16 protein-coding genes are annotated in these 18971 nt (G+C 40.5%); 7 read left to right on the forward strand and 9 right to left on the reverse strand.

What is annotated here, in order from left to right; all coding sequences use genetic code 11:
- Positions 1–153: 153 nt before the first annotated feature.
- The 5 genes from yjiA to IPMB12_RS07380 form a co-directional block, all read right to left on the reverse strand.
- Entirely contained in the window at positions 154–1116 is a 963-nt protein-coding gene (yjiA, locus tag IPMB12_RS07360; protein WP_166916407.1) for a GTPase, read from the reverse strand.
- An 18-nt stretch (positions 1117–1134) separates the two neighbouring features.
- Positions 1135–1338, reverse strand: coding sequence for a YbdD/YjiX family protein (locus tag IPMB12_RS07365; RefSeq protein ID WP_166916409.1), 204 nt, complete (start codon positions 1336–1338; stop codon positions 1135–1137).
- Between the two features lie 69 nt (positions 1339–1407).
- Positions 1408–3561 (reverse strand): carbon starvation CstA family protein, encoded by a 2154-nt coding sequence (locus IPMB12_RS07370; RefSeq protein ID WP_166916411.1) that lies wholly within the window; start codon positions 3559–3561, stop codon positions 1408–1410.
- 235 nt (positions 3562–3796) lie between these two features.
- Positions 3797–4516 carry a two-component system response regulator BtsR gene (gene btsR, locus IPMB12_RS07375; RefSeq protein ID WP_166916413.1) on the reverse strand — a complete coding sequence of 240 codons (720 nt, stop codon included), beginning with the start codon at positions 4514–4516 and terminating at the stop codon, positions 3797–3799.
- Complete coding sequence (locus tag IPMB12_RS07380; protein ID WP_166916415.1) at positions 4516–6207, reverse strand: sensor histidine kinase; 1692 nt, start codon at positions 6205–6207, stop codon at positions 4516–4518. Before IPMB12_RS07380 ends, btsR begins: the two co-directional genes overlap by 1 nt.
- Before the next feature lie 219 nt (positions 6208–6426).
- Between IPMB12_RS07380 and trmB the strand changes: the two genes are divergently transcribed.
- Entirely contained in the window at positions 6427–7149 is a 723-nt protein-coding gene (gene trmB, locus IPMB12_RS07385; protein WP_166916417.1) for a tRNA (guanosine(46)-N7)-methyltransferase TrmB, read from the forward strand.
- A gap of 67 nt (positions 7150–7216) precedes the next feature.
- Here trmB and tal read toward each other — a convergent pair whose 3' ends face one another.
- Both tal and rpiB read right to left on the reverse strand, forming a co-directional pair.
- Positions 7217–8167, reverse strand: a complete 951-nt coding sequence (gene tal, locus IPMB12_RS07390; protein WP_166916419.1) for a transaldolase — start codon at positions 8165–8167, stop codon at positions 7217–7219.
- A 53-nt stretch (positions 8168–8220) separates the two neighbouring features.
- On the reverse strand, positions 8221–8679 hold the full coding sequence (rpiB, locus tag IPMB12_RS07395; RefSeq protein ID WP_166916421.1) for a ribose 5-phosphate isomerase B: 459 nt from the start codon (positions 8677–8679) through the stop codon (positions 8221–8223).
- A 641-nt stretch (positions 8680–9320) separates the two neighbouring features.
- On the opposite strand from rpiB, the gene pdxA reads away from it, so the two are divergent.
- The gene (gene pdxA / locus IPMB12_RS07400) at positions 9321–10328 is read left to right on the forward strand and encodes a 4-hydroxythreonine-4-phosphate dehydrogenase PdxA (RefSeq protein WP_166916423.1); all 1008 of its coding nucleotides are present in this window, start codon (positions 9321–9323) and stop codon (positions 10326–10328) included.
- 90 nt (positions 10329–10418) lie between these two features.
- Positions 10419–12149: a four-carbon acid sugar kinase family protein gene (locus IPMB12_RS07405; RefSeq protein WP_166916425.1), complete on the forward strand. Its 1731-nt coding sequence runs from the start codon at positions 10419–10421 to the stop codon at positions 12147–12149.
- Positions 12150–12238: 89 nt separating this feature from the next.
- Here IPMB12_RS07405 and ppa read toward each other — a convergent pair whose 3' ends face one another.
- Both ppa and yjgA read right to left on the reverse strand, forming a co-directional pair.
- Positions 12239–12769, reverse strand: a complete 531-nt coding sequence (gene ppa, locus IPMB12_RS07410; protein ID WP_166916427.1) for an inorganic diphosphatase — start codon at positions 12767–12769, stop codon at positions 12239–12241.
- Positions 12770–12892: 123 nt separating this feature from the next.
- Positions 12893–13441, reverse strand: coding sequence for a ribosome biogenesis factor YjgA (gene yjgA, locus IPMB12_RS07415; protein ID WP_166916429.1), 549 nt, complete (start codon positions 13439–13441; stop codon positions 12893–12895).
- Positions 13442–13582: 141 nt separating this feature from the next.
- Here yjgA and pmbA point away from each other — a divergent pair, with 141 nt between their 5' ends.
- From pmbA to IPMB12_RS07435, 4 genes are read left to right on the forward strand one after another with little or no spacing between them, the layout of a single operon-like run.
- Complete coding sequence (gene pmbA, locus IPMB12_RS07420) at positions 13583–14929, forward strand: metalloprotease PmbA (RefSeq protein ID WP_166916431.1); 1347 nt, start codon at positions 13583–13585, stop codon at positions 14927–14929.
- A gap of 46 nt (positions 14930–14975) precedes the next feature.
- Entirely contained in the window at positions 14976–16715 is a 1740-nt protein-coding gene (locus IPMB12_RS07425; protein ID WP_208293454.1) for a SulP family inorganic anion transporter, read from the forward strand.
- 30 nt (positions 16716–16745) lie between these two features.
- Positions 16746–17948, forward strand: coding sequence for a nicotinamide mononucleotide deamidase-related protein YfaY (locus IPMB12_RS07430; protein ID WP_208293455.1), 1203 nt, complete (start codon positions 16746–16748; stop codon positions 17946–17948).
- 56 nt (positions 17949–18004) lie between these two features.
- Complete coding sequence (locus IPMB12_RS07435) at positions 18005–18904, forward strand: PHP domain-containing protein (RefSeq protein ID WP_166916433.1); 900 nt, start codon at positions 18005–18007, stop codon at positions 18902–18904.
- Positions 18905–18971: the final 67 nt, after the last annotated feature.

Genomic DNA, 18971 nt, shown 5'->3' on the forward strand with positions numbered 1-18971 from the left:
TATTGGATGCAGATTGAGCTTAGCGGTGCTATGGAGTAAGCGTTACATGGCTTGCATGTTCAGCGCATCGGAATAGTACCGCTAAGCTCACCCACAGGCTAATTACTTCACCGTTCTAAGATCTACTAAGCGCGACAGCGTCGCGCAACCTATCTATTGCAAAAGCCCTGCAAAACTTTCTCTTATCTCTTGCTCCGGCAGATTCACACCAATGAAAACCAGAATACTCTTTCGCTCTTCATCTTCTTTCCATTGACGATCCCAGTCAGCGCTATATAAACGTTGCACTCCCTGAAATAGTAAGCGTTTGTTATCATCCTTGATAGCCAGCAGTCCTTTATAGCGCAGTAGCTGGTCTGCGTATTTAAGTAGTAAACCTTCCATCAGATCTGATACAGCAGAGAGTTCAATTGGTTTATCCAGTTCAATAACGACAGAACTCACGTCACTTGGTACAGATGGAATAAATTTAAAAGTTGGTGTTGAAACAGTTAGCTTATCGTTAAGGATAAAACCTTCAATATCAAACAATAAGCTTAAATCGATATCGCCATGCAGCACATTGTAAATAGGTGCTCTGGCATTAATTTTTTGCAGACGTTCGGTGAGTTGCTCATGCTGTGGAGCAATGTCTGTTTTAGTCAGTAAAATACGATCAGCATAGCCAATCTGTGCTTGTGCGACATTAAACTTGTCCAGTTGTTGCTCAGCGTGCACGGCATCAACTAAAGTAATAATGCCATCAAGTAAAAATCGTTCACACAAGACCGGGTGTGAAAAGAATGTCTGAGTGATCGGTCCCGGATCGGCCATACCGGTACATTCGATGACTAAGCGATCAAAGTCCAGTTCCTGATTATCCAGACCTGTGAGTAAAGCCTGTAAAGCATCCGCCAGCTCATTAGCGCTGCTACAACAGATACAGCCATTGCTGAGAGTTGTGATTGTGGTAGCTTTATCGGCAAGAAGTTGATCGTCAATTGATGTGTCACTGAATTCATTCTCAATAACGGCGATTTTAAAACCGTGTTGAGTATTCAGGATGTGGCTGAGTAAAGTTGTTTTTCCTGCTCCAAGAAAGCCGGTTAAAACGGTAACAGGTAGAGGTTGATTCATATGATTATTCCTATTGTGTTAGCAGCATTTAAAGCCGCCTTTGCCATCACCACCATAACGGGATTGTTGGCGTTCACGAAAGAATTCTTCATAGGTCATAATAGGCTGATCCGGATGATTCAATTTGATGTGCTCAACATAAGTATCATAATCAGGAATCCCAATTAACATACGTGCAGCTTGTCCTAAATACTTGCCGGCTTTACCTAAATTACCAAACATGGTATTTCTCTCCAAAATACCCTGCACCAGCGGACTGGTGCAGGGTTTTATTGATTTTCTGTTTATGTCTTAGTGACTAACAGTTTTTACTCCACCTTCCGGTACAGGTATATAAGGTGTTTCCTGATCTGTACGTTCAGGGATTTTTCTGGCTTTAAGCGCAGTTCTGATACCATAGAAGATGATACTATATACCACAACCAGGAACAGAATACTTAAGCCAGCATTGGTGTAGTTATTGATAACAATATGTTGCATATTACCAATTTGCTGAGCAGTCAGATCTGCAGCATTCTCAGCGACTTTCTCTTTGTACATGTTAGCCATGAAGAAGAAACCTTCCAGTTGAGGGTTGTTACTGAATAGTTTCAAGCCCAGTGCCCACGTTGTACAAATTAATAGCCAGACAGCAGGGATAGTTGTTACCCAAATATATTTTGTTCTTTTCATTTTGATCAGAACAACAGTTGCCAAGACTAAAGCTACAGCAGCAAGCATTTGGTTTGAGATACCAAACAGAGGCCATAAGCTTTTCACCCCACCAAGTGGATCAACTACGCCTTGGTATAACAGGTAGCCCCATAAACCAACACAACCAACAGTACCGATGAAGCCTGCAATTGTTGAGTCAGTTTTCTTCAGGAATGGCACAAAGTTACCAAGTAGATCCTGAAGCATGAAGCGTCCTGAACGCGTTCCTGCATCAAGAGCGGTTAGGATAAATAGCGCTTCAAACAGAATACCAAAGTGATACCAGAAGCCCATATCAGCAGCAGGGATGATTTTATGGAATACGTGAGCGATACCAACCGCTAGTGTCGGAGCACCACCTGCACGATTTAATACTGACGGTTCACCAATGTCTTTGGCTGTTTGTAGTATCTCTTCAGGTGAAATCACAAAGCCCCATGAACTTACTTTAGCCGCAGCTAGTGTTGTCGCCTCATTTAAGGCTGCAAGAATTGCCGGAGCATCAGCCGCTGAACCTAAATTATGCAGGTCAGGCATGGTAATACCCAGTGCAGCTGGAGGTGTGTTCATTGCAAAGTATAAGCCCGGCTCAATAATTGATGCAGCAACTAAAGCCATAACTGCTACAAATGATTCCATCAACATCGCCCCGTAACCGATGAAACGAGCATCAGTCTCGTTAGCCAGTAATTTTGGTGTCGTACCAGATGAAATCAAGGCATGGAAGCCAGACACCGCACCACAAGCGATAGTAATAAACAGGAACGGGAATAGTGTACCTTTCCACACCGGACCAGTACCATCAACAAACTGTGTGACTGCAGGCATTTTTAGATCAGGATTTAAAATCACGATACCGATCGCTAAACCAACGATAACACCGATTTTTAAGAAGGTCGCTAAGTAGTCACGCGGAGCAAGAATTAACCATACAGGTAACATTGCAGAGATAATTGAGTAACCGATAATAGTATAAGTAATGGTTGTATCTTTAAAGGTTAGCGCAGGTCCCCAGTATGGGTCGTGAGCGATAACACCACCAAACCAGATAGACAGGATAAGTAATACGATACCAATGACTGATACTTCAGCAACGCGCCCCGGACGAATGTATCGCATGTATATCCCCATAAACAATGCGATTGGTACTGTAGAACAGACCGTGAATACACCCCATGGACTTTCTGCTAACGCTTTCACCACGATTAAGGCAAGTACTGCTAAGATGATTAACATAATCAGGAAGCAGCCAAAAAGAGCGATAGTACCTGGTACGATACCCATCTCTTTCTTGATCATCTCACCCAGTGATGAACCGTTACGACGTGAAGATAGGAACAACACCATAAAGTCTTGTACCGCACCAGCCAGTACTACACCAGCAAGTAGCCATAACACACCCGGTAAATAACCTACCTGAGCAGCAAGAACCGGTCCAACTAACGGACCTGCACCTGCAATCGCTGCAAAGTGGTGACCAAACAGAATGTTTTTATTGGTTGGAACGTAGTTTAACCCGTCGTTATTAATAACGGCAGGAGTGGCTCTGGTCGGGTCTAACTTCATTACTTTATTAGCGATATAAAGGCTATAGTAACGATAAGCAACCAGATAGACAGAAACTGATGCAGCAATGATCCAAAGAGCACTGACATGCTCCCCACGACGCAGTGCTATAACAGCTAAACAACAGGCTCCAACAATGGATAAGATTATCCACGGAACGTGTTTGAGAATGCTTTTACTATTCATAATTGTTTTTATTCCCCAGTTGAGAAAATATGTTTATTCAACGCATAAAGCGCGTTTGGAACTTAGAATTACTCTGCTGACAGCGTTATACTAACTGGAGTGATCTCGCAAATATATCGGGATTTTGGTTACTGGTTGTATAGATAAGCTGAGTGGTCAGGAATGTCAGGTTAGTGGTTTATCACATAAAAAAGATTGGGGATTTATATCGGGAAAGCTATGAAACAGTTTTGCTTCATAGCCCTAAAAGTTCTTTAAGTACTTTGAGATACCGGCGGCTGACTGGTACTGCCACACCATTACTTAAGATAACCTCGGTCTGTCCTTCTTTATTGAAACGAATTTCCTTGAGATGCTTAATATTGATCAGATATTGACGGTGGCAACGTATCAGCGAAGTTCGCTCTTCCAGTGTGCGCAAAGTCAGCTCAGAAAAGTACTCGGTATTAGTCTGATTAAAGACGGAGATACCACTGACTTTGGAACTGACATAGTAAACTTCATCAGCATTGAGTAAATAGATACGGCTGTGACCAATACAGGGAATATATTTGAATGGTTCATTAGTCGGTACTAACTGGTGAATATCTTGTGGTGGGTGGTGAATATGCAGACGCTGTAAAGTCTTATTTAAACGCTGCGGATCGATCGGTTTCATTAAATAATCAAATGCTTGTTCTTCAAAAGCTTTAATCGCGTATTCATCATAAGCTGTCACAAACACAATATGTGGCAGGTATTGTGGATCGATCATGCTGAGCATCTCAATGCCATTGATGCGCGGCATCTGAATATCTAAAAAGACCACATCAGGATGTAAGCGGTGAATAGCACTGATACCTTCTATCGCATTGCTGCACTCAGCGACTATGGTGATGGCACTATCTTGTTGCAGGAGGCAGCTTAAGTTCTCGCGTGCGAGTGGCTCATCATCAACAATAATCACGTTTAGCATCAGGCAATTTCCTTCACAAGTGGTAGCATAATACGAACTAAAGTGTAATGCTCCGGCTCACACTGAATATTAATCCCATAGTCTTGACCATATCGTATTTGAATACGTCTATCAACCAGATTTAGCCCAAGACCAGTACTGCTTTTCTCTTTTTCTTTATATAAACCGGCATTATCGAGTACCTCTAAAATGAGGTGCATACCTTGTTCATAGGCATTAATGGTCAGTGTTCCGCCATCCAGCAAATTAGAAATACCATGTTTAATTGCGTTTTCGACAATAGGTTGCAAGGAAAAAGCGGGTAACTGAGCATTGTCCAGAGACTGCGGCACATTGATTTCAACCTGCAGATTTTCCATAAAACGGGCTTTCTCAATCTGTAGGTAAGCATTTACGTGTTCAATCTCATCGTGCAATGTGACGATTTCTTCCGGGCGTTTCAGGTTTTTTCTAAAGAACGTCGATAGATTTTGTACTAAGCCACAAGCTTGTTCGTTATTACGGCGAATCACCGCCATAATAGTGTTGAGTGCATTAAACAGGAAGTGAGGGTTAACTTGAGCGTGTAATAATTTGATCTCAGTTTGAGACAGCAGTTGCTTATACCGCTCATTTTGACCAGCCAGAATCTGAGCGGATAATAGGCTGGCAATCCCTTCACCAAGGGTACGGTTAATTGAGCTAAATAACTTATTTTTAGCTTCATATAATTTAATGGTCCCAATAACCTTATGATTATCCCCAATCAGTGGAATAACGACAGTCGATCCCAACGGACAAGATTTATGTAACGAGCACTGATACGGCTCATCAATGCCATTGATATATTTAACTTCATTATTTTCAATCACTTGTTTGGTGTGTATAGATGCTATTGGTGTGCCAACAATATGGTGATCATCACCAATACCAATAAAAGCCAGTAACTTTTCATGATCAGTGATAGCTACCGCCCCAATATCCAGCTCTTTATAGATAATCTGAGCAACTTTGGTACTGTTTTCCTGATTAAAGCCGTTACGCAAAATACCTTCCGTACTGGCAGCAATTTTTAGTGCTCGGGCAGAAAAGGCTGAGGTATATTTTTCAAACATCGCCCGTCTGTCGAGTAAGATACGCATAAACATAGCAGCACCTACACTATTAGCAATCATCATTGGTGCTGCAATACTTTTTACGATATTTAGCGCTTCAGCATGAGGCTTAGCAATCAGTAGAATCAGTCCCATCTGAAAAGCTTCAACTCCAATCGTAATCAAACCAACAGTGAGGGGATTATACAGGCGATCAACTCGTCCCTTACGCAGTAAATAGTAGTGAACCAGACCACCCACAATGCCGGCAAAAATGGTCGAGAGTACACAGCTTTCTGCGGTAATACCACCAAGTTGATAGCGGTGCAAACCACCTGTCAGTCCGACCAACAGTCCAACGACTGGACCACCAAGCAGACCACCCAGTACCGCCCCAATTGCGCGGGTATTAGCGATGGAATCTTCGATATGTAAACCAAGATATGTTCCTAAAATACAGAACATAGAGAAAATAATATAACAAAGGAGCTTATGAGGCAGATGTACTGTCACCTGCATAAGTGGGGTGAACAGTGGCGTTTTACTCAACAGATAGGCAATCATCAGGTAAATACACATTTGCTGTAATAGCAAAAGAATCAGATTAAATTCATACATCAAAGATACCCACTAAATGCCTGTTATTGGCGACGAATAAAACATAATTTTATAAGACTTGTAAAGTTAATTTAAAATCAAATTTATAACTATTTGATTTTATTGAATATTTTTAATTTGGTTGTGTAAGGGTATTTTACACACAGTTTTTCTGGCGACAAGGCAGAAGTTACTATAAACTACGGGCAATTTTTTAATCCCGATGATTTATACAGATATATGATTAATAATATTATTACTCCGGTTGTTGATGAAAACGGACAAAAACGTCGTCCAATACGTAGCTTTGTGCTAAGACAAGGCCGTTTAACAAAAGGACAGGCACTGGCGATTGAAAATCTCTGGCCTAAGTTTGGTATTGAGTATCAGACAGGTCAGCTTATCAATTTTACAAAATTATTTGGGCGTCAGGCTCCGGTAACGCTGGAAATTGGTTTTGGTATGGGAGCATCTTTAGTTGAGATGGCTAAAAATAATCCTGAACAAAACTATATCGGTATTGAAGTTCACCAGCCAGGTGTTGGTGCATGCCTGATGGGGCTGGAAGAAGCTGGTTTAACTAACCTGCGCGTAATGTGCCATGACGCGGTTGAAGTGTTCGAACAGATGATTCCTGATAATAGCTTACACATGGTACAACTGTTCTTCCCTGATCCGTGGCATAAGGCTCGTCATAATAAACGCCGTATTGTCCAGACTCCATTTGCTGAAATGGTGCGTAAGAAGCTGGCAATTGGCGGTGTATTTCATATGGCAACAGACTGGGAAGAATATGCTCAGCATATGCTGGCTGTCATGAGTCAGCTGCCTGACTATGAGAATCTTTCCAGAACGCAAGATTACGTACCAAGACCTGACTCAAGACCAGTGACTAAGTTTGAACGCCGTGGACACAATCTGGGACATGGTGTCTGGGATTTGATGTTTAAGCGTCTGCGTTAAAACAACTAAAAATACAGATATAAAAAAAGCCCTGATTAAGGGCTTTTATTTTGAGCAGAGAAAAGTATTAAAGTAGTTTAACTAACATCTCTTCCAGTTTATTCTGATCGACAGCAAACTGACGGATACCTTCAGCCAGTTTTTCAACCGCCATTGCATCAGAATTATGCTGCCAGCGGAATTCTGACTCAGTAATTGGACTTGGGCGATTTAATACTTCTTTAGAAGGCTCAAGTACACGAGTTACCGGCTCTTTTGAATCTTTCAGTTCATTTAACAGGTTAGGCGAAATGGTCAAACGATCACAACCAGCTAAAGCTAAGATCTGCTCTTTCTTACGGAAACTTGCACCCATTACAACAGTAGTATAACGGTGTTGTTTGTAGTAGTTATAAATGTTACGTACAGATACCACACCCGGATCTTCAGCAGCTACATAGTTAGTGATTGGTTGTCTGGTGTTGTACCAGTCGTAGATACGACCAACAAACGGAGAAATAAGGTAGACACCAGCCTCAGCACAGGCTCTGGCCTGAGCAAAGGAGAATAACAAAGTCAGGTTACAGTTGATTTTTTCTTTCTCAAGTTCTTCTGCTGCTTTAATACCTTCCCAGGTGGCAGCAATTTTGATCAGGATACGAGATTTATCGATCCCTTTTTCTTGATACAGAGCGATGAGTTTACGCGCTTTAGCTACACACATACCACGGTCAAAAGATAAACGAGCATCAACTTCAGTTGAAATACGGCCCGGGACATATTTTAAGATTTCAGCACCGATATTGACGGCAACCTGATCGCTGGCGTTAAGAAGCTGGGTCTCTTTTGAACCACCTTGTTGTTTTGCTGTTTCAATTGCAGAGTCAATTAAATGCTTATATTGTGGTAATTGTGCAGCTTTTAAAACAAGTGATGGATTGGTTGTTGCATCTTCAGGAGAGAATTGTTTAATGGAATCAATATCTCCGGTATCAGCGACAACAATAGTGTATTTTTTTAACTCATCTAACTGACTCATTTCATTATCCTCAAGTTTGATTTTTAAGAAAAAATAGACTCGTTTACTATAACCTATTTTTTATAATTTTGTTGCTCATAATAGCTAATTCGTTCAACTTTTGGTGCTGAACCACCGCCTTCATATTCTGAATCAAGCCACACCTGAACAATTTTTTTTGCCAGCTCAATTCCAATGACTCTTGCACCCATTGTCATTATCTGAGCATTGTTACTTTTTCGGGCACGTTCGGCTGAAAATGTATCATGGCACTGTGCTGCTCTGATTCCGAACACTTTATTGGCCGAAATGGCGACACCGATGCCAGTACCACAAATTAAGATACCTCGTTCATGTTTGCCATCTTTTATTGCGATAGCCACAGCCTGTGCTACATCCGGGTAGAGTTTATTTTCTGGCTGGACATCAGCACTGTAGTCGATAACAGATAAGCCTTTAGACTTTAAATAATTGGTGATCTGATCTTTAAACTCAAACGCAGCATCATCAGCTCCAATAGCAATCGGTAACATATTTGTTCTCCTTAAGAGGTTGTAAATTGTTCAAATGTTCATTTAATTAACTTTTGTTGTTTTGAAGTATATAAGGATTCATTTTTACGATCAAGCATTTGATCTCAATAAATGCATTTGTTCAGTTTGTTACATTGGTAGTGAGTGATGCTTAATCTTTTTCTATTTGATTAATTTGTATTTTTTATAATTATTCAAAGATGTGCTGTTAAGAGATGCAGCCTGAAGAGTGAGTATCTGACATAGAATTATTTTAAATGTAAAGGTTTGCTTTATATTTCAATCGTTTTCTATTGGGTTTATGCCGTGATTAGAAAGATATTTCTTTTTTGTATCTATTGGAAAATGGCCTTTTGTTCGCTTTTCTCTTTCTGAAATAAACATTTGTTTTATTGTTGTTCTTTCATCTGGTTTAAATTTGAACCTGATCACATTTTTAATATTCAGCATCATTTTATTGGTTGTTTAAGTATAGAAATTCAAAAAATTTGATGCTATTGTGATTAACAATTTGAACTAAAGTTCAATATATATTCAAATGTAATATTTTTTATTTAAATTCAATAAAATCAATTGGTTAATTTTATTGAATATCCCTCGATCAAGATAGTCTTAATAAAGATAGTTCCAAGGAGAATACTATGTCACAAATCAGATTACCCATTGTTGCCGTTACTACAGGTGATCCTGCTGGTATTGGACCAGAAATTACTGTTGCAACGTTGCAACAAAAAGAGGTCTATGATGTATGTAAACCGTTTTTAATTGGTTCAATTCCAATCATTAAAAGGGCAATGGCGATCAAAAATTGTGATTTCAAGATTAATAAAATCAGTAAGCCTTCAGAAGGGGAATATAAATTTGGTACTATCGATGTGCTGGAAACGGGCGATTATGATTATGATAGTATTGAGTGGGGTAAAGTACAAAAGCTGGCTGGTCAGATGTCACTGGACTATGTCAGAAAATCAATTGAGCTGGGACTAAATAAAGAAATCGATGTGGTCTCTACTGCGCCAATTCATAAAGAAGCGATTAAACTGGCTGGTTGTAAGCTGGCCGGTCATACCGAAATTTATCAGGAAGAAACCCATTCTGACTACGGTTTAACAATGTTCCATGTCCGTAATTTACGCGTCTTTTTTGTCAGCCGTCATATGGCACTTAAAGATGCTTGTGACTACGCAAACAAAGAGCGTGTTCTTGATTGCGTGAAACAGATTCACCATGAATTTACTGAACTGAAATTTGATAAGCCACGTATTGCAGTTGCAGCCCTTAATCCACACGGTTCAGATAACGGTTTATTTGGTCACGAAGAGCAGGATAACCTTATTCCTGCAGTCAAAGCTGCGCAGGCACTTGGTATTAATGCTATTGGGCCTATTCCGGCCGACTCAGTATTCCATTTAGGTTTACAGGGGCGTTATGATGCCATTCTTTCTCTTTACCATGATCAGGGGCATATTGCCTGTAAAACACTGGATTTTGAGCGCTCAATTACTATCACGTTTGGTCTGCCATTTATGCGCAGTTCTGTTGATCATGGTACTGCTTTTGATATCGCCGGTAAAAACTTAGCGGGTTCAGTCAGTATGATCGAATCGACCGTCGTGGCTGCCCAGTACTGGAAAATGAAACAAAGATAGTTGATTTTTAATAGTGTTTCTCTACCACTGGCATGCATAGTGTCATGCCAGTTCAGATCATGATTTTGTATTCAGTCTGGAGATGAAGAGATGAAGCAGTATATTTGTATCGAAAAGGGTGAGGCTGGCTGGGGTGGCCCTTTAAAATTGTTAGTAGAAAAGAATAAAAAGATTGCCTATATGACTGGTAGTATTAAACCAGCCATTGTTGACCGAATTGCCGAACTAACCGGTTGGGAGCCGGTCGATATTTTCAAACATGGTGAGCCGGCAGAACATGAAATTGGTATTGTGGTCATAGAATGTGGTGGTACTTTACGTTGTGGTATTTATCCTAAACGCCGTATTCCAACCATTAATGTCCATGCTACTGGTAAATCAGGGCCACTTGCGCAATATATTTTAGAAGATATCTATGTTTCAGATGTAAAGCCGATCAATATCTATTTAGTGGGTGAAGATGGTCCGCTGGACAAAATTGGTATCGTGGCGGACGATTTAACTGGAGCAACAACAGTCGGTGTTTTACTCGCTCGCTCTGGTGTTGAAACTGCGGCATTTTTTGATGCTCAGTCACTTTCTCAGGTGGATAAGAATTATCAGGCGATGGTACTAAGCAGTGATAGCAGACCGCTCCCAAAAGAACAAGCTAAGCAAAAAGTTAAAGAAGCAATGCTGGCACTTAAACAAAAAGGTGCAACACAATTTTCTAAACGTACTGACACGACGATGCGTGGTGGGATTGGTTATGAAATTGATGCGATGCTTGAAGAGTTATCACCAGATACTATTGCTGTCGTTGTTCCGGCAATGCCTCAATCTCGCCGCATTTTAGTCGGGGGCTACTCAGTAATTGATTGTATTGCGCTGTCAAAAACTGATGTGGCTAAAGACGTACGAACCCCGGTTAAAGAGTCGCATATTCCCACTTTGCTTGGGGAGCAGACAGAACATCAAATTGGTTATATTTGCTTATCTGACATATTGCATGGTCCTCAGGGAGTCTGTGAAGCGTTTAAGAGAGAAAGAGCCAAAGGTGCCAGAGTGATTATTGCAGATTCTATTACTCTTGATGACGTGGAGACGATCGCCAGAGCAGTAGTTGAGCTGCAGTGGAATATTTTAGCCGTTGATCCGGGACCATTCTCAGAAAGACTTGCTGTGGTTAGGGGACTGGCGAAAGTTAATCATCAAAATAATATTGAAGAGTTACCACGTGAAAGTCAGTCAGGCTCTGTGATTGTGGTGGCAGGTAGCGCTACGCCAGTGACTAAAAAGCAGCTACAAAAATTGATCGATACAGATGACCGGATATGTCATATTCCGGTGGATGCGGAGCTGTTGATTGACAGAGAAAACGCGGCTGATGTTGAGATTGAAAGAACAGTGAATCAGGCTATTGATTGTGTCTCTACCCGTAAAAACGCTATTTTTATCTTTGAAACAGCATTAACCGGGCGAGTGCTTGATCTGGCTAAAGAGGAGCAGATGTTTAATCTGGAGCCAGGCAGAGCAGCAACGCATATTAATATAGGTTTAGGTGAAATTGTCAAAACCACGCTTGATCGTGACAGAAGTGATATTCGCGGTATCTATATGACGGGTGGAGATACAATGGTGAATGTGCTCAGACAACTTGGTGCTAAAGGGATTGAACTTATTGATTATGTTATCCCTCAGACTGATCTAGGCTGTGTTATTGGTGGTGATTATGACGGGCTGATTTGTGTGGGTAAAGGCGGTTTAACCGGTCATGAAGATATTGTCAGTGCGATTATTAGTCGCATCTATAAAGAGTCTCAGATGCGTAAATTTGACTGATAAAAGATAGCGAGTTTTTATTCATTTTTCACGTAAAAAATATGCCCATCATTTGATGGGCATTATGTTATTTAAAGCTGGCAGAAAAATTATTTTTTCTTAGCACGCTCAAAAGAGTCAAGGATCTCTTTTCTTGCAGCTGCGGCGTTATCCCAACCGTCAACTTTAACCCATTTACCTTTCTCTAAATCTTTATAGTGTTCAAAGAAATGCTGGATTTGTGCTTTAAGTAGCTCTGGTAAGTCCTGCACATCTTTAACGTGCTCATACTCTTTACTTAATTTTGTGTGCGGAACAGCAACCAGTTTAGCATCCTGACCAGCCTCATCAGTCATTTTTAATACACCAACCGGACGGCAGCGAATCACTGAACCAGGTTGTAGTGGGTAAGGAGTTGGAACTAAAACGTCAACCGGGTCACCATCAAGTGATAAAGTATGATTGATGTAACCATAGTTACATGGATAGAACATCGCTGTTGACATGAAGCGGTCAACAAAAAGCGCACCTGATTCTTTATCAACTTCATATTTGATTGGATCTGCATTAGCAGGAATCTCAATAACCACATAAATATCATCTGGTAATTCTTTACCGGCAGGAACGTTATTTAATCCCATTATATTTTCCTCTGTATCTGTATTAAGTCGTTTTAAAAGCGACGATTCGGGCAAAAGTGTATTTTTTCTGTCAGCTGTTTGTCAAGCTGGCAGAAGTAAATTTTGGTGTTCTATTATGAAACTTTATTCATCATCACTCAATTCTTTTAGGTATTGAAATATTTGACGTGAAGATTTTGGTGGTTTATTGCTTTCCTGCTCTTTTTTAGCAGCTCTGGCAAGAGAACGCAATTGCTGTCGATCAGCATTTGGATAGAGCTCCATAATTGGCTCACAATCACCACTTTCAATCAAGCTATCTCTGAGTTGCTCAAATTTATGTAACAGAGCAATTTGTTGGTTATGTTTGTTTTTTAACTTATCCAGAGCCTGGTTGATCGGCTCAACATCACGGCTACGCAGGAGCTTACCAATATATTGAATCTGACGGCGATAGCCCTCTTTTTTGATTTTTTGAGCAAGCTCAATATTACGTTTCAGGTCTTCATCTAAAGGAATTTTTTCTAACGCATTTTTACTTAACTGAATGAGTTCCACACCCAGTTTTTTTAAGGCTTCAGCATCACGTTTAATTTCACTTTTACTAACCCAAATAATTTCATCATCTTCATCTTCCGGATGCTCATCAGGTAAGTCTTCTGTTTCCCAAAGTTCATCATCATTTTTGTGCATACTTAATCCAAAGTCAGGTTATTGAAGAAAAATAAGATTATTTCTCTTTATTACGTTAGTGATCGATTTTATTGTTCGGTATTATAACGTATGATGGACATAATTGTAGAAAATAAATAACCGATATTAATATTAGCTATTATGACAACGCGTAAAATTAAAGAAGATGTTGCTCGTCAACAACAAATATTGAGAGAAGCGGTCGCTTATGCTCTGTCTGAGTCGATGAAAGAAGCTGACGCTGCAGAAGTTTCTATCTCTAAATCAACCGGAATTAATGTCAGTACTCATATGGGTGAGACAGAGAACGTTGAGTTTAATAGTGATGGCGGACTGGGGATTACGGTTTACCATCAGCAGCGTAAAGGTAATGCGTCTACCAATGACCTCTCTTTCCCGGCTATTTTACAAACGGTTAAAGCAGCACTGGATATTATGAAATATACCTCACCCGATCCTTATTCAGGACTTGGTGATAAAGAGTTATTAGCATTTAATCCACCAGATTTAGATCTGTTTTATCCAGATGAGCTAAATGTGGATGAAGCAATTAAACAAGCACAAATTGCTGAGCAAATTGCATTAAGTCATGCTGGAATAACACGTAGCGATGGTGGTTCATACAGCAGTAGTTATGGTATTCATGTCTATGGTAATAGCTATGGCATGCTGGAAAGTTATTGTGCCAGCAGACATTCACTCTCTTGTAGTGTGATTGCTGAACAGAACGGTCAAATGGAACGTAACTATGACTATACTGTAGCCAGAGATAGCTATGATTTAGTGAGTGCGGAGCTAATCGGTCAGTCAGCTGCGGAGCGTACGTTGTCTCACTTAGGTGCTAGACAAATTGAAACGACTCAGGCTCCGGTGCTATTTTGTGCCAATGTGGCTACCGGTTTATTTAGCCATTTTGCAAGCGCTATTGGCGGTGGTGCCGTCTATCGTAAATCGACGTTTTTACTGGATAAAGTGGGTGAGTTAGTGTTCCCGGAATGGTTAACTATTACGGAACTTCCTCATTTACGTAAAGGGCTTGGTTCCTCCCCATTTGATAATGAAGGAACGCTGACAATTGAACGTAATATTATTGAGCAGGGACGATTACAAACTTATCTATTAAGTAATTATTCTGCTAAAAAACTAGGTTTAAAATCAACCGGTCATGCCGGCGGTATACATAACTGGCAGCTAACCACAAATGGCGGTGATTTTGACACGATGGTGAAAAAGTTACATCGTGGCTTAGTGGTTACCTCGTTAATGGGACAAGGCGTGAATATTATTACCGGCGATTATTCCCGTGGAGTTAGCGGATTTTGGGTTGAAAATGGACAAATTCAATATCCGGTGAGTGAAGTTACCATTGCTGGTAATTTAAAAGAGATGCTTTCTGGTATTGTGGCAATTGGTTCAGATATTGAAAGACGTAGCAGTATTCAGTGTGGTTCGGTACTGCTGGAAAATATGAGCATCGCAGGCAAATAATCTAAAAATAATAAATAAATTTAAAGGGATATAATTTAAAATAAAGATGATTAATTTAACACAGCGCACATTCTTTCAGCGTTTATTTAGATATATGCCGGGACTTGGCAGTTTATTCTCATATGAACGTAAAAATTTAAGTTATGACATGAAAGCCGGGCTATCTGTAGCTGCGGTAGCTTTACCTGTGTCAATTGCCTATGCTGAATTAACCGGAGTTGGAGCAATTGCAGGCCTGTATTCAACGATTTTACCGTTAATTGCTTATGCGTTATTTGGCTCATCCCGCCAGTTAATTATTGGTCCTGATACTGCAACATGTGCGGTCATTGCCGCAGTTGTTACACCACTGGCTTTTGGCGATCCGGTGTTACGCTGGCAATTGGTTATTATCATGACGCTGATGATTGGTGGCTGGTGTATCCTCGCCAGTCGTTTACATCTAGGGGCACTGGCAGATCTGTTATCCAGACCTATTTTGATCGGCCTGCTAAACGGTATCTCCTTTACGATTATTATTGACCAGATCGGTAAAGCCAGCGGCTTTAAATTTGAAGCCTCCGGTTTTATTGAACGCTTAATTGAACTCCCCATGATGATGATTACCAGTGCTCATGTAAATACCGTTCTGGTTTCTCTGGCGACACTGGTTATTTTAATTGTGATTAAGAAATTTAAATCACGCTGGCCGGCACCACTGATTGCTGTAGTGATTATGACGTTCTGCTCATGGCTGATTAATTTTGAATCTTATGATATTAGTATCATCGGTCATATTACGTCAGAAGGTTTACCGCTCTCTTCATGGAACAGTTTTGAAATCGGCCTCAGCCGTGAACTGGTCGTGCCATCTATCAATATTGCAGTCATCTGCTTTGTGAGTATGATGATTACTGCACGTAGCTTTGCCGCTAAAAATAACTATGATATTGATGCCAATGTTGAGTTCCGTGCTTTAGGTATTGCCAATATTGTTGCCGGGCTTTCTCAGGGCTTTGTGGTTAGCGGTACCTCTTCACGTACGGCGGTGAACGATGCTAATGGTGGTAAAACGCAGTTGGTCTCTATTATTGCCGCTGTGATTATCGGCATCGTGGTGATATTTTTACTTTCTCCGCTACAATTTATACCGGTTTGTGTACTTGGTATTGTGCTTATTTATTCGTCCTGGTCGTTAATTGATTTAAAATCTATTTTCCAGTTACGCAATCGTAACCGGGATGCTTTTTACTTAAGTCTGGTTACACTGCTGGCAGTACTTATTATCGGTATTATTCCGGGTATGGGGCTGGCAGTTTTACTCGGCTTATTACTCTTTTTAAGAACTGTTTTCCGTCCGTCAGAACAACTGCTTGGTGTGGATGGAGCAGGTCTGATTCACACCATTAAAATGGATGTTAACCCGATTCCTAATGTTATGATTTATCGCTTTAACTCGCCATTAACTTATTTCAATATCGCTTATTTCAAGCGCCGAGTACTGACTTTAATTGATGAGTCACCAACACCGATAAAATGGGTGATCGTTGATGCAGTACCTAGCTTTACCTATCCTGATGTTAGCGTGCTTTCTGGGGTGGAAGAACTGATACGGGCATTTAAAGTGCGGGATGCGGTGCTCGTTCTGGCTGGTCGTAAAGGGACTTTAGAACGCTGGTTTAGTGATATGCATATTGATTTAGATAAGAATCATCTGGAACTGGTGTCAGATCTCTATCTGGCTGTTCGTATGATTCAAAGTAAGGATCAGATGGATGATGGCTCAGGTTCATCGTCATCATCATAATATTATTTAATGAGTTTCAGGCGGTTTAAAATGAATAAAAATGACACAATGCGAATAGAGATGCTAAGTACCGGCGATGAAGTATTGTACGGGCAAATTGTTGACACAAATTCAGCCTGGTTATCAGACTTTTTATTCCAGCAGGGTTTTCCTATTACGTCCCGCGTGACGGCGGGTGATAATTTAAATCAACTTGTGGATATGTTGCGTGAACGCAGTAAGCAAAATGATGTGTTGATCGTCAATGGCGGTCTTGGGCCAACCAGCGACGATTTAAGTGCTTTAGCTGCGGCCATGGCCAATAACGAAGAACTGGTTGAACATGCAGAGTGGATCGCTGAGATGGAACGCTACTTTGCGCAGCGTGGCCGACCAATGTCACCCACTAATCGTAAACAAGCAATGCTTCCTAAGAGTGCCACGATTATTAATAACCCGGTCGGTACAGCTTGTGGGTTTTTAGTTAAGCTCAACGGTTGTTCACTGTTTTTTACCCCGGGTGTGCCTTCTGAATTTAAGGTCATGGTAAAAGATGAGATCTTACCTCGTTTAAAACAGATGTTTCCAAATATTGTTACTCCGGTTTGCTATCGCTTAACCACGCTTGGCCGTTCTGAAAGTGAGATTGCAGCAGAGCTTGAAAGCCAGCTTAAACTGCCAGAAAACGTCGATCTGGGCTACCGTTCAGCCATGCCAATTATTGAGCTGAAACTGACCGGACCCGGGACTAAACAAGCAGAAATGGAAAAGGTCTGGCAGCAATTGAAAGGCTATGTACGCGATAATACTATTTATGAAGGAACTGTCGGTTTACCTAAACTGGTGACAGAGCTACTGACTGAGAAGGGATTATCTTTAACGGTTTCAGAACAGTACACAGCAGGTTTGATGGCTTATCAGTTATATGATGCAGAAGCACCGCTGACAGGTTCAGAAGTGACTCGCAATCAGCAAACCAGTTTAGTTGAATATGCTAAAGCACTACGCCAAAAAAATCATACTGATATTGCGTTAGTTCTTGGTGATTATAAGCAGGAACAAAAGACGTTTGAAGTCGTGCTGGATACTCAGCAAAAAACCTATCACTATCAGTTGAAATATATCAGCAGAATATATAGTCGTACTATGTTGCAGGATATTTTTTCAACCGTGGCACTGGATATGTTAAGACGTCATCTGTCTGGCTTGTCTTTAATGACACCAAATATCTGGATGGAAGCAATAGAACTTTAGTTTAATTAAAACTGTATATTAATCAAATAGTTATAAATTTATAATAAGGATGAATTATGCAAAAAAATATTATTGATTTACATATGCATTCTGCACACAGCGACGATGGTGAATTTACACCAACTGAACTGGTTAAAATGTGCGCCGAAAGTGGATTGAAATATTTTGCTTTAACTGATCATAATTCAACTAAAGGTACAGCTGAAGCTTATCAGGCTGCTCAGCAATATGGGCTTACTCTGATTTCAGGTATTGAAATTGATTGTGTTCATGAAGGTACACATCTGCATGTTCTTGGCTACGGCGTTGATCCCAATTATCCAGCATTTGCCAAAATTGAAGCTGATATTCTAAAGCAGGAACAACAAAAATCCGTGCAGCGTGTCGGGCTGGTTGAAAAACTGGGTATTTATATCAATCATGACAAGCTAAATAAGCTAAGCAAACATGGTGTGATTATTGGTGAAATGATTGCCGAAGCTTCCATTTATGAGCCGGAGAATAAAGATCATCCGTTAACAATGCCTTATTTAGCTGGTGGTAAACGTAGCAATAATCCTTATGTTAACTTCCACTGGGATTTTTGTGCGCCGGGTAAACCTGCACATGTGGCGATTAATTACATTAGCTTAAATGAAGCCATTAAATATATAGTTGAATCGGGTGGTATCCCTGTTTTAGCTCATCCGGGTAATAATATTCACGAGAGTGAAAAGTTATTAGTCAGCATACTGGCACAAGGTGTGAAAGGGATTGAGGTTTACAGTAGTTATCATTCAGAAGAACAGATTCAGTTTTATCTGTCTCAGGCGCAGCAACGTGGTTGTTTAATTACTTGCGGTAGTGATTTCCATGGTAAAACTAAACCCTCTATTAAGCTAGGCGATTGCCGTTGCAGTAAAGAGACAGAACAAACGCTAATTCAGAAGTTAGCCCCTTATTATTTTAAAAAATAATTCTGCGTATTTATTAGACATTTCTAATGACAAATCTGCTTCGTTTATTTATACTGTGTTTATATAC

This window comes from Zophobihabitans entericus, from assembly GCF_011745665.1.
In the GTDB taxonomy this organism is placed as follows: domain Bacteria; phylum Pseudomonadota; class Gammaproteobacteria; order Enterobacterales; family Orbaceae; genus Zophobihabitans; species Zophobihabitans entericus.

Coding starts and splice junctions, on each gene's coding strand:
- pdxA (WP_166916423.1), top strand. CDS start 9,321: ATGTCACAAATCAGATTACCCATTGTTGCCGTTACTACAGGTGATCCT.
- IPMB12_RS07370 (WP_166916411.1), bottom strand. CDS start 3,561: ATGAATAGTAAAAGCATTCTCAAACACGTTCCGTGGATAATCTTATCC.
- tal (WP_166916419.1), bottom strand. CDS start 8,167: ATGAGTCAGTTAGATGAGTTAAAAAAATACACTATTGTTGTCGCTGAT.
- ppa (WP_166916427.1), bottom strand. CDS start 12,769: ATGGGATTAAATAACGTTCCTGCCGGTAAAGAATTACCAGATGATATT.
- IPMB12_RS07430 (WP_208293455.1), top strand. CDS start 16,746: ATGAATAAAAATGACACAATGCGAATAGAGATGCTAAGTACCGGCGAT.
- IPMB12_RS07405 (WP_166916425.1), top strand. CDS start 10,419: ATGAAGCAGTATATTTGTATCGAAAAGGGTGAGGCTGGCTGGGGTGGC.
- yjgA (WP_166916429.1), bottom strand. CDS start 13,441: ATGCACAAAAATGATGATGAACTTTGGGAAACAGAAGACTTACCTGAT.
- trmB (WP_166916417.1), top strand. CDS start 6,427: ATGATTAATAATATTATTACTCCGGTTGTTGATGAAAACGGACAAAAA.
- IPMB12_RS07435 (WP_166916433.1), top strand. CDS start 18,005: ATGCAAAAAAATATTATTGATTTACATATGCATTCTGCACACAGCGAC.
- yjiA (WP_166916407.1), bottom strand. CDS start 1,116: ATGAATCAACCTCTACCTGTTACCGTTTTAACCGGCTTTCTTGGAGCA.
- pmbA (WP_166916431.1), top strand. CDS start 13,583: ATGACAACGCGTAAAATTAAAGAAGATGTTGCTCGTCAACAACAAATA.
- IPMB12_RS07425 (WP_208293454.1), top strand. CDS start 14,976: ATGATTAATTTAACACAGCGCACATTCTTTCAGCGTTTATTTAGATAT.
- IPMB12_RS07380 (WP_166916415.1), bottom strand. CDS start 6,207: ATGTATGAATTTAATCTGATTCTTTTGCTATTACAGCAAATGTGTATT.
- btsR (WP_166916413.1), bottom strand. CDS start 4,516: ATGCTAAACGTGATTATTGTTGATGATGAGCCACTCGCACGCGAGAAC.
- rpiB (WP_166916421.1), bottom strand. CDS start 8,679: ATGTTACCGATTGCTATTGGAGCTGATGATGCTGCGTTTGAGTTTAAA.
- IPMB12_RS07365 (WP_166916409.1), bottom strand. CDS start 1,338: ATGTTTGGTAATTTAGGTAAAGCCGGCAAGTATTTAGGACAAGCTGCA.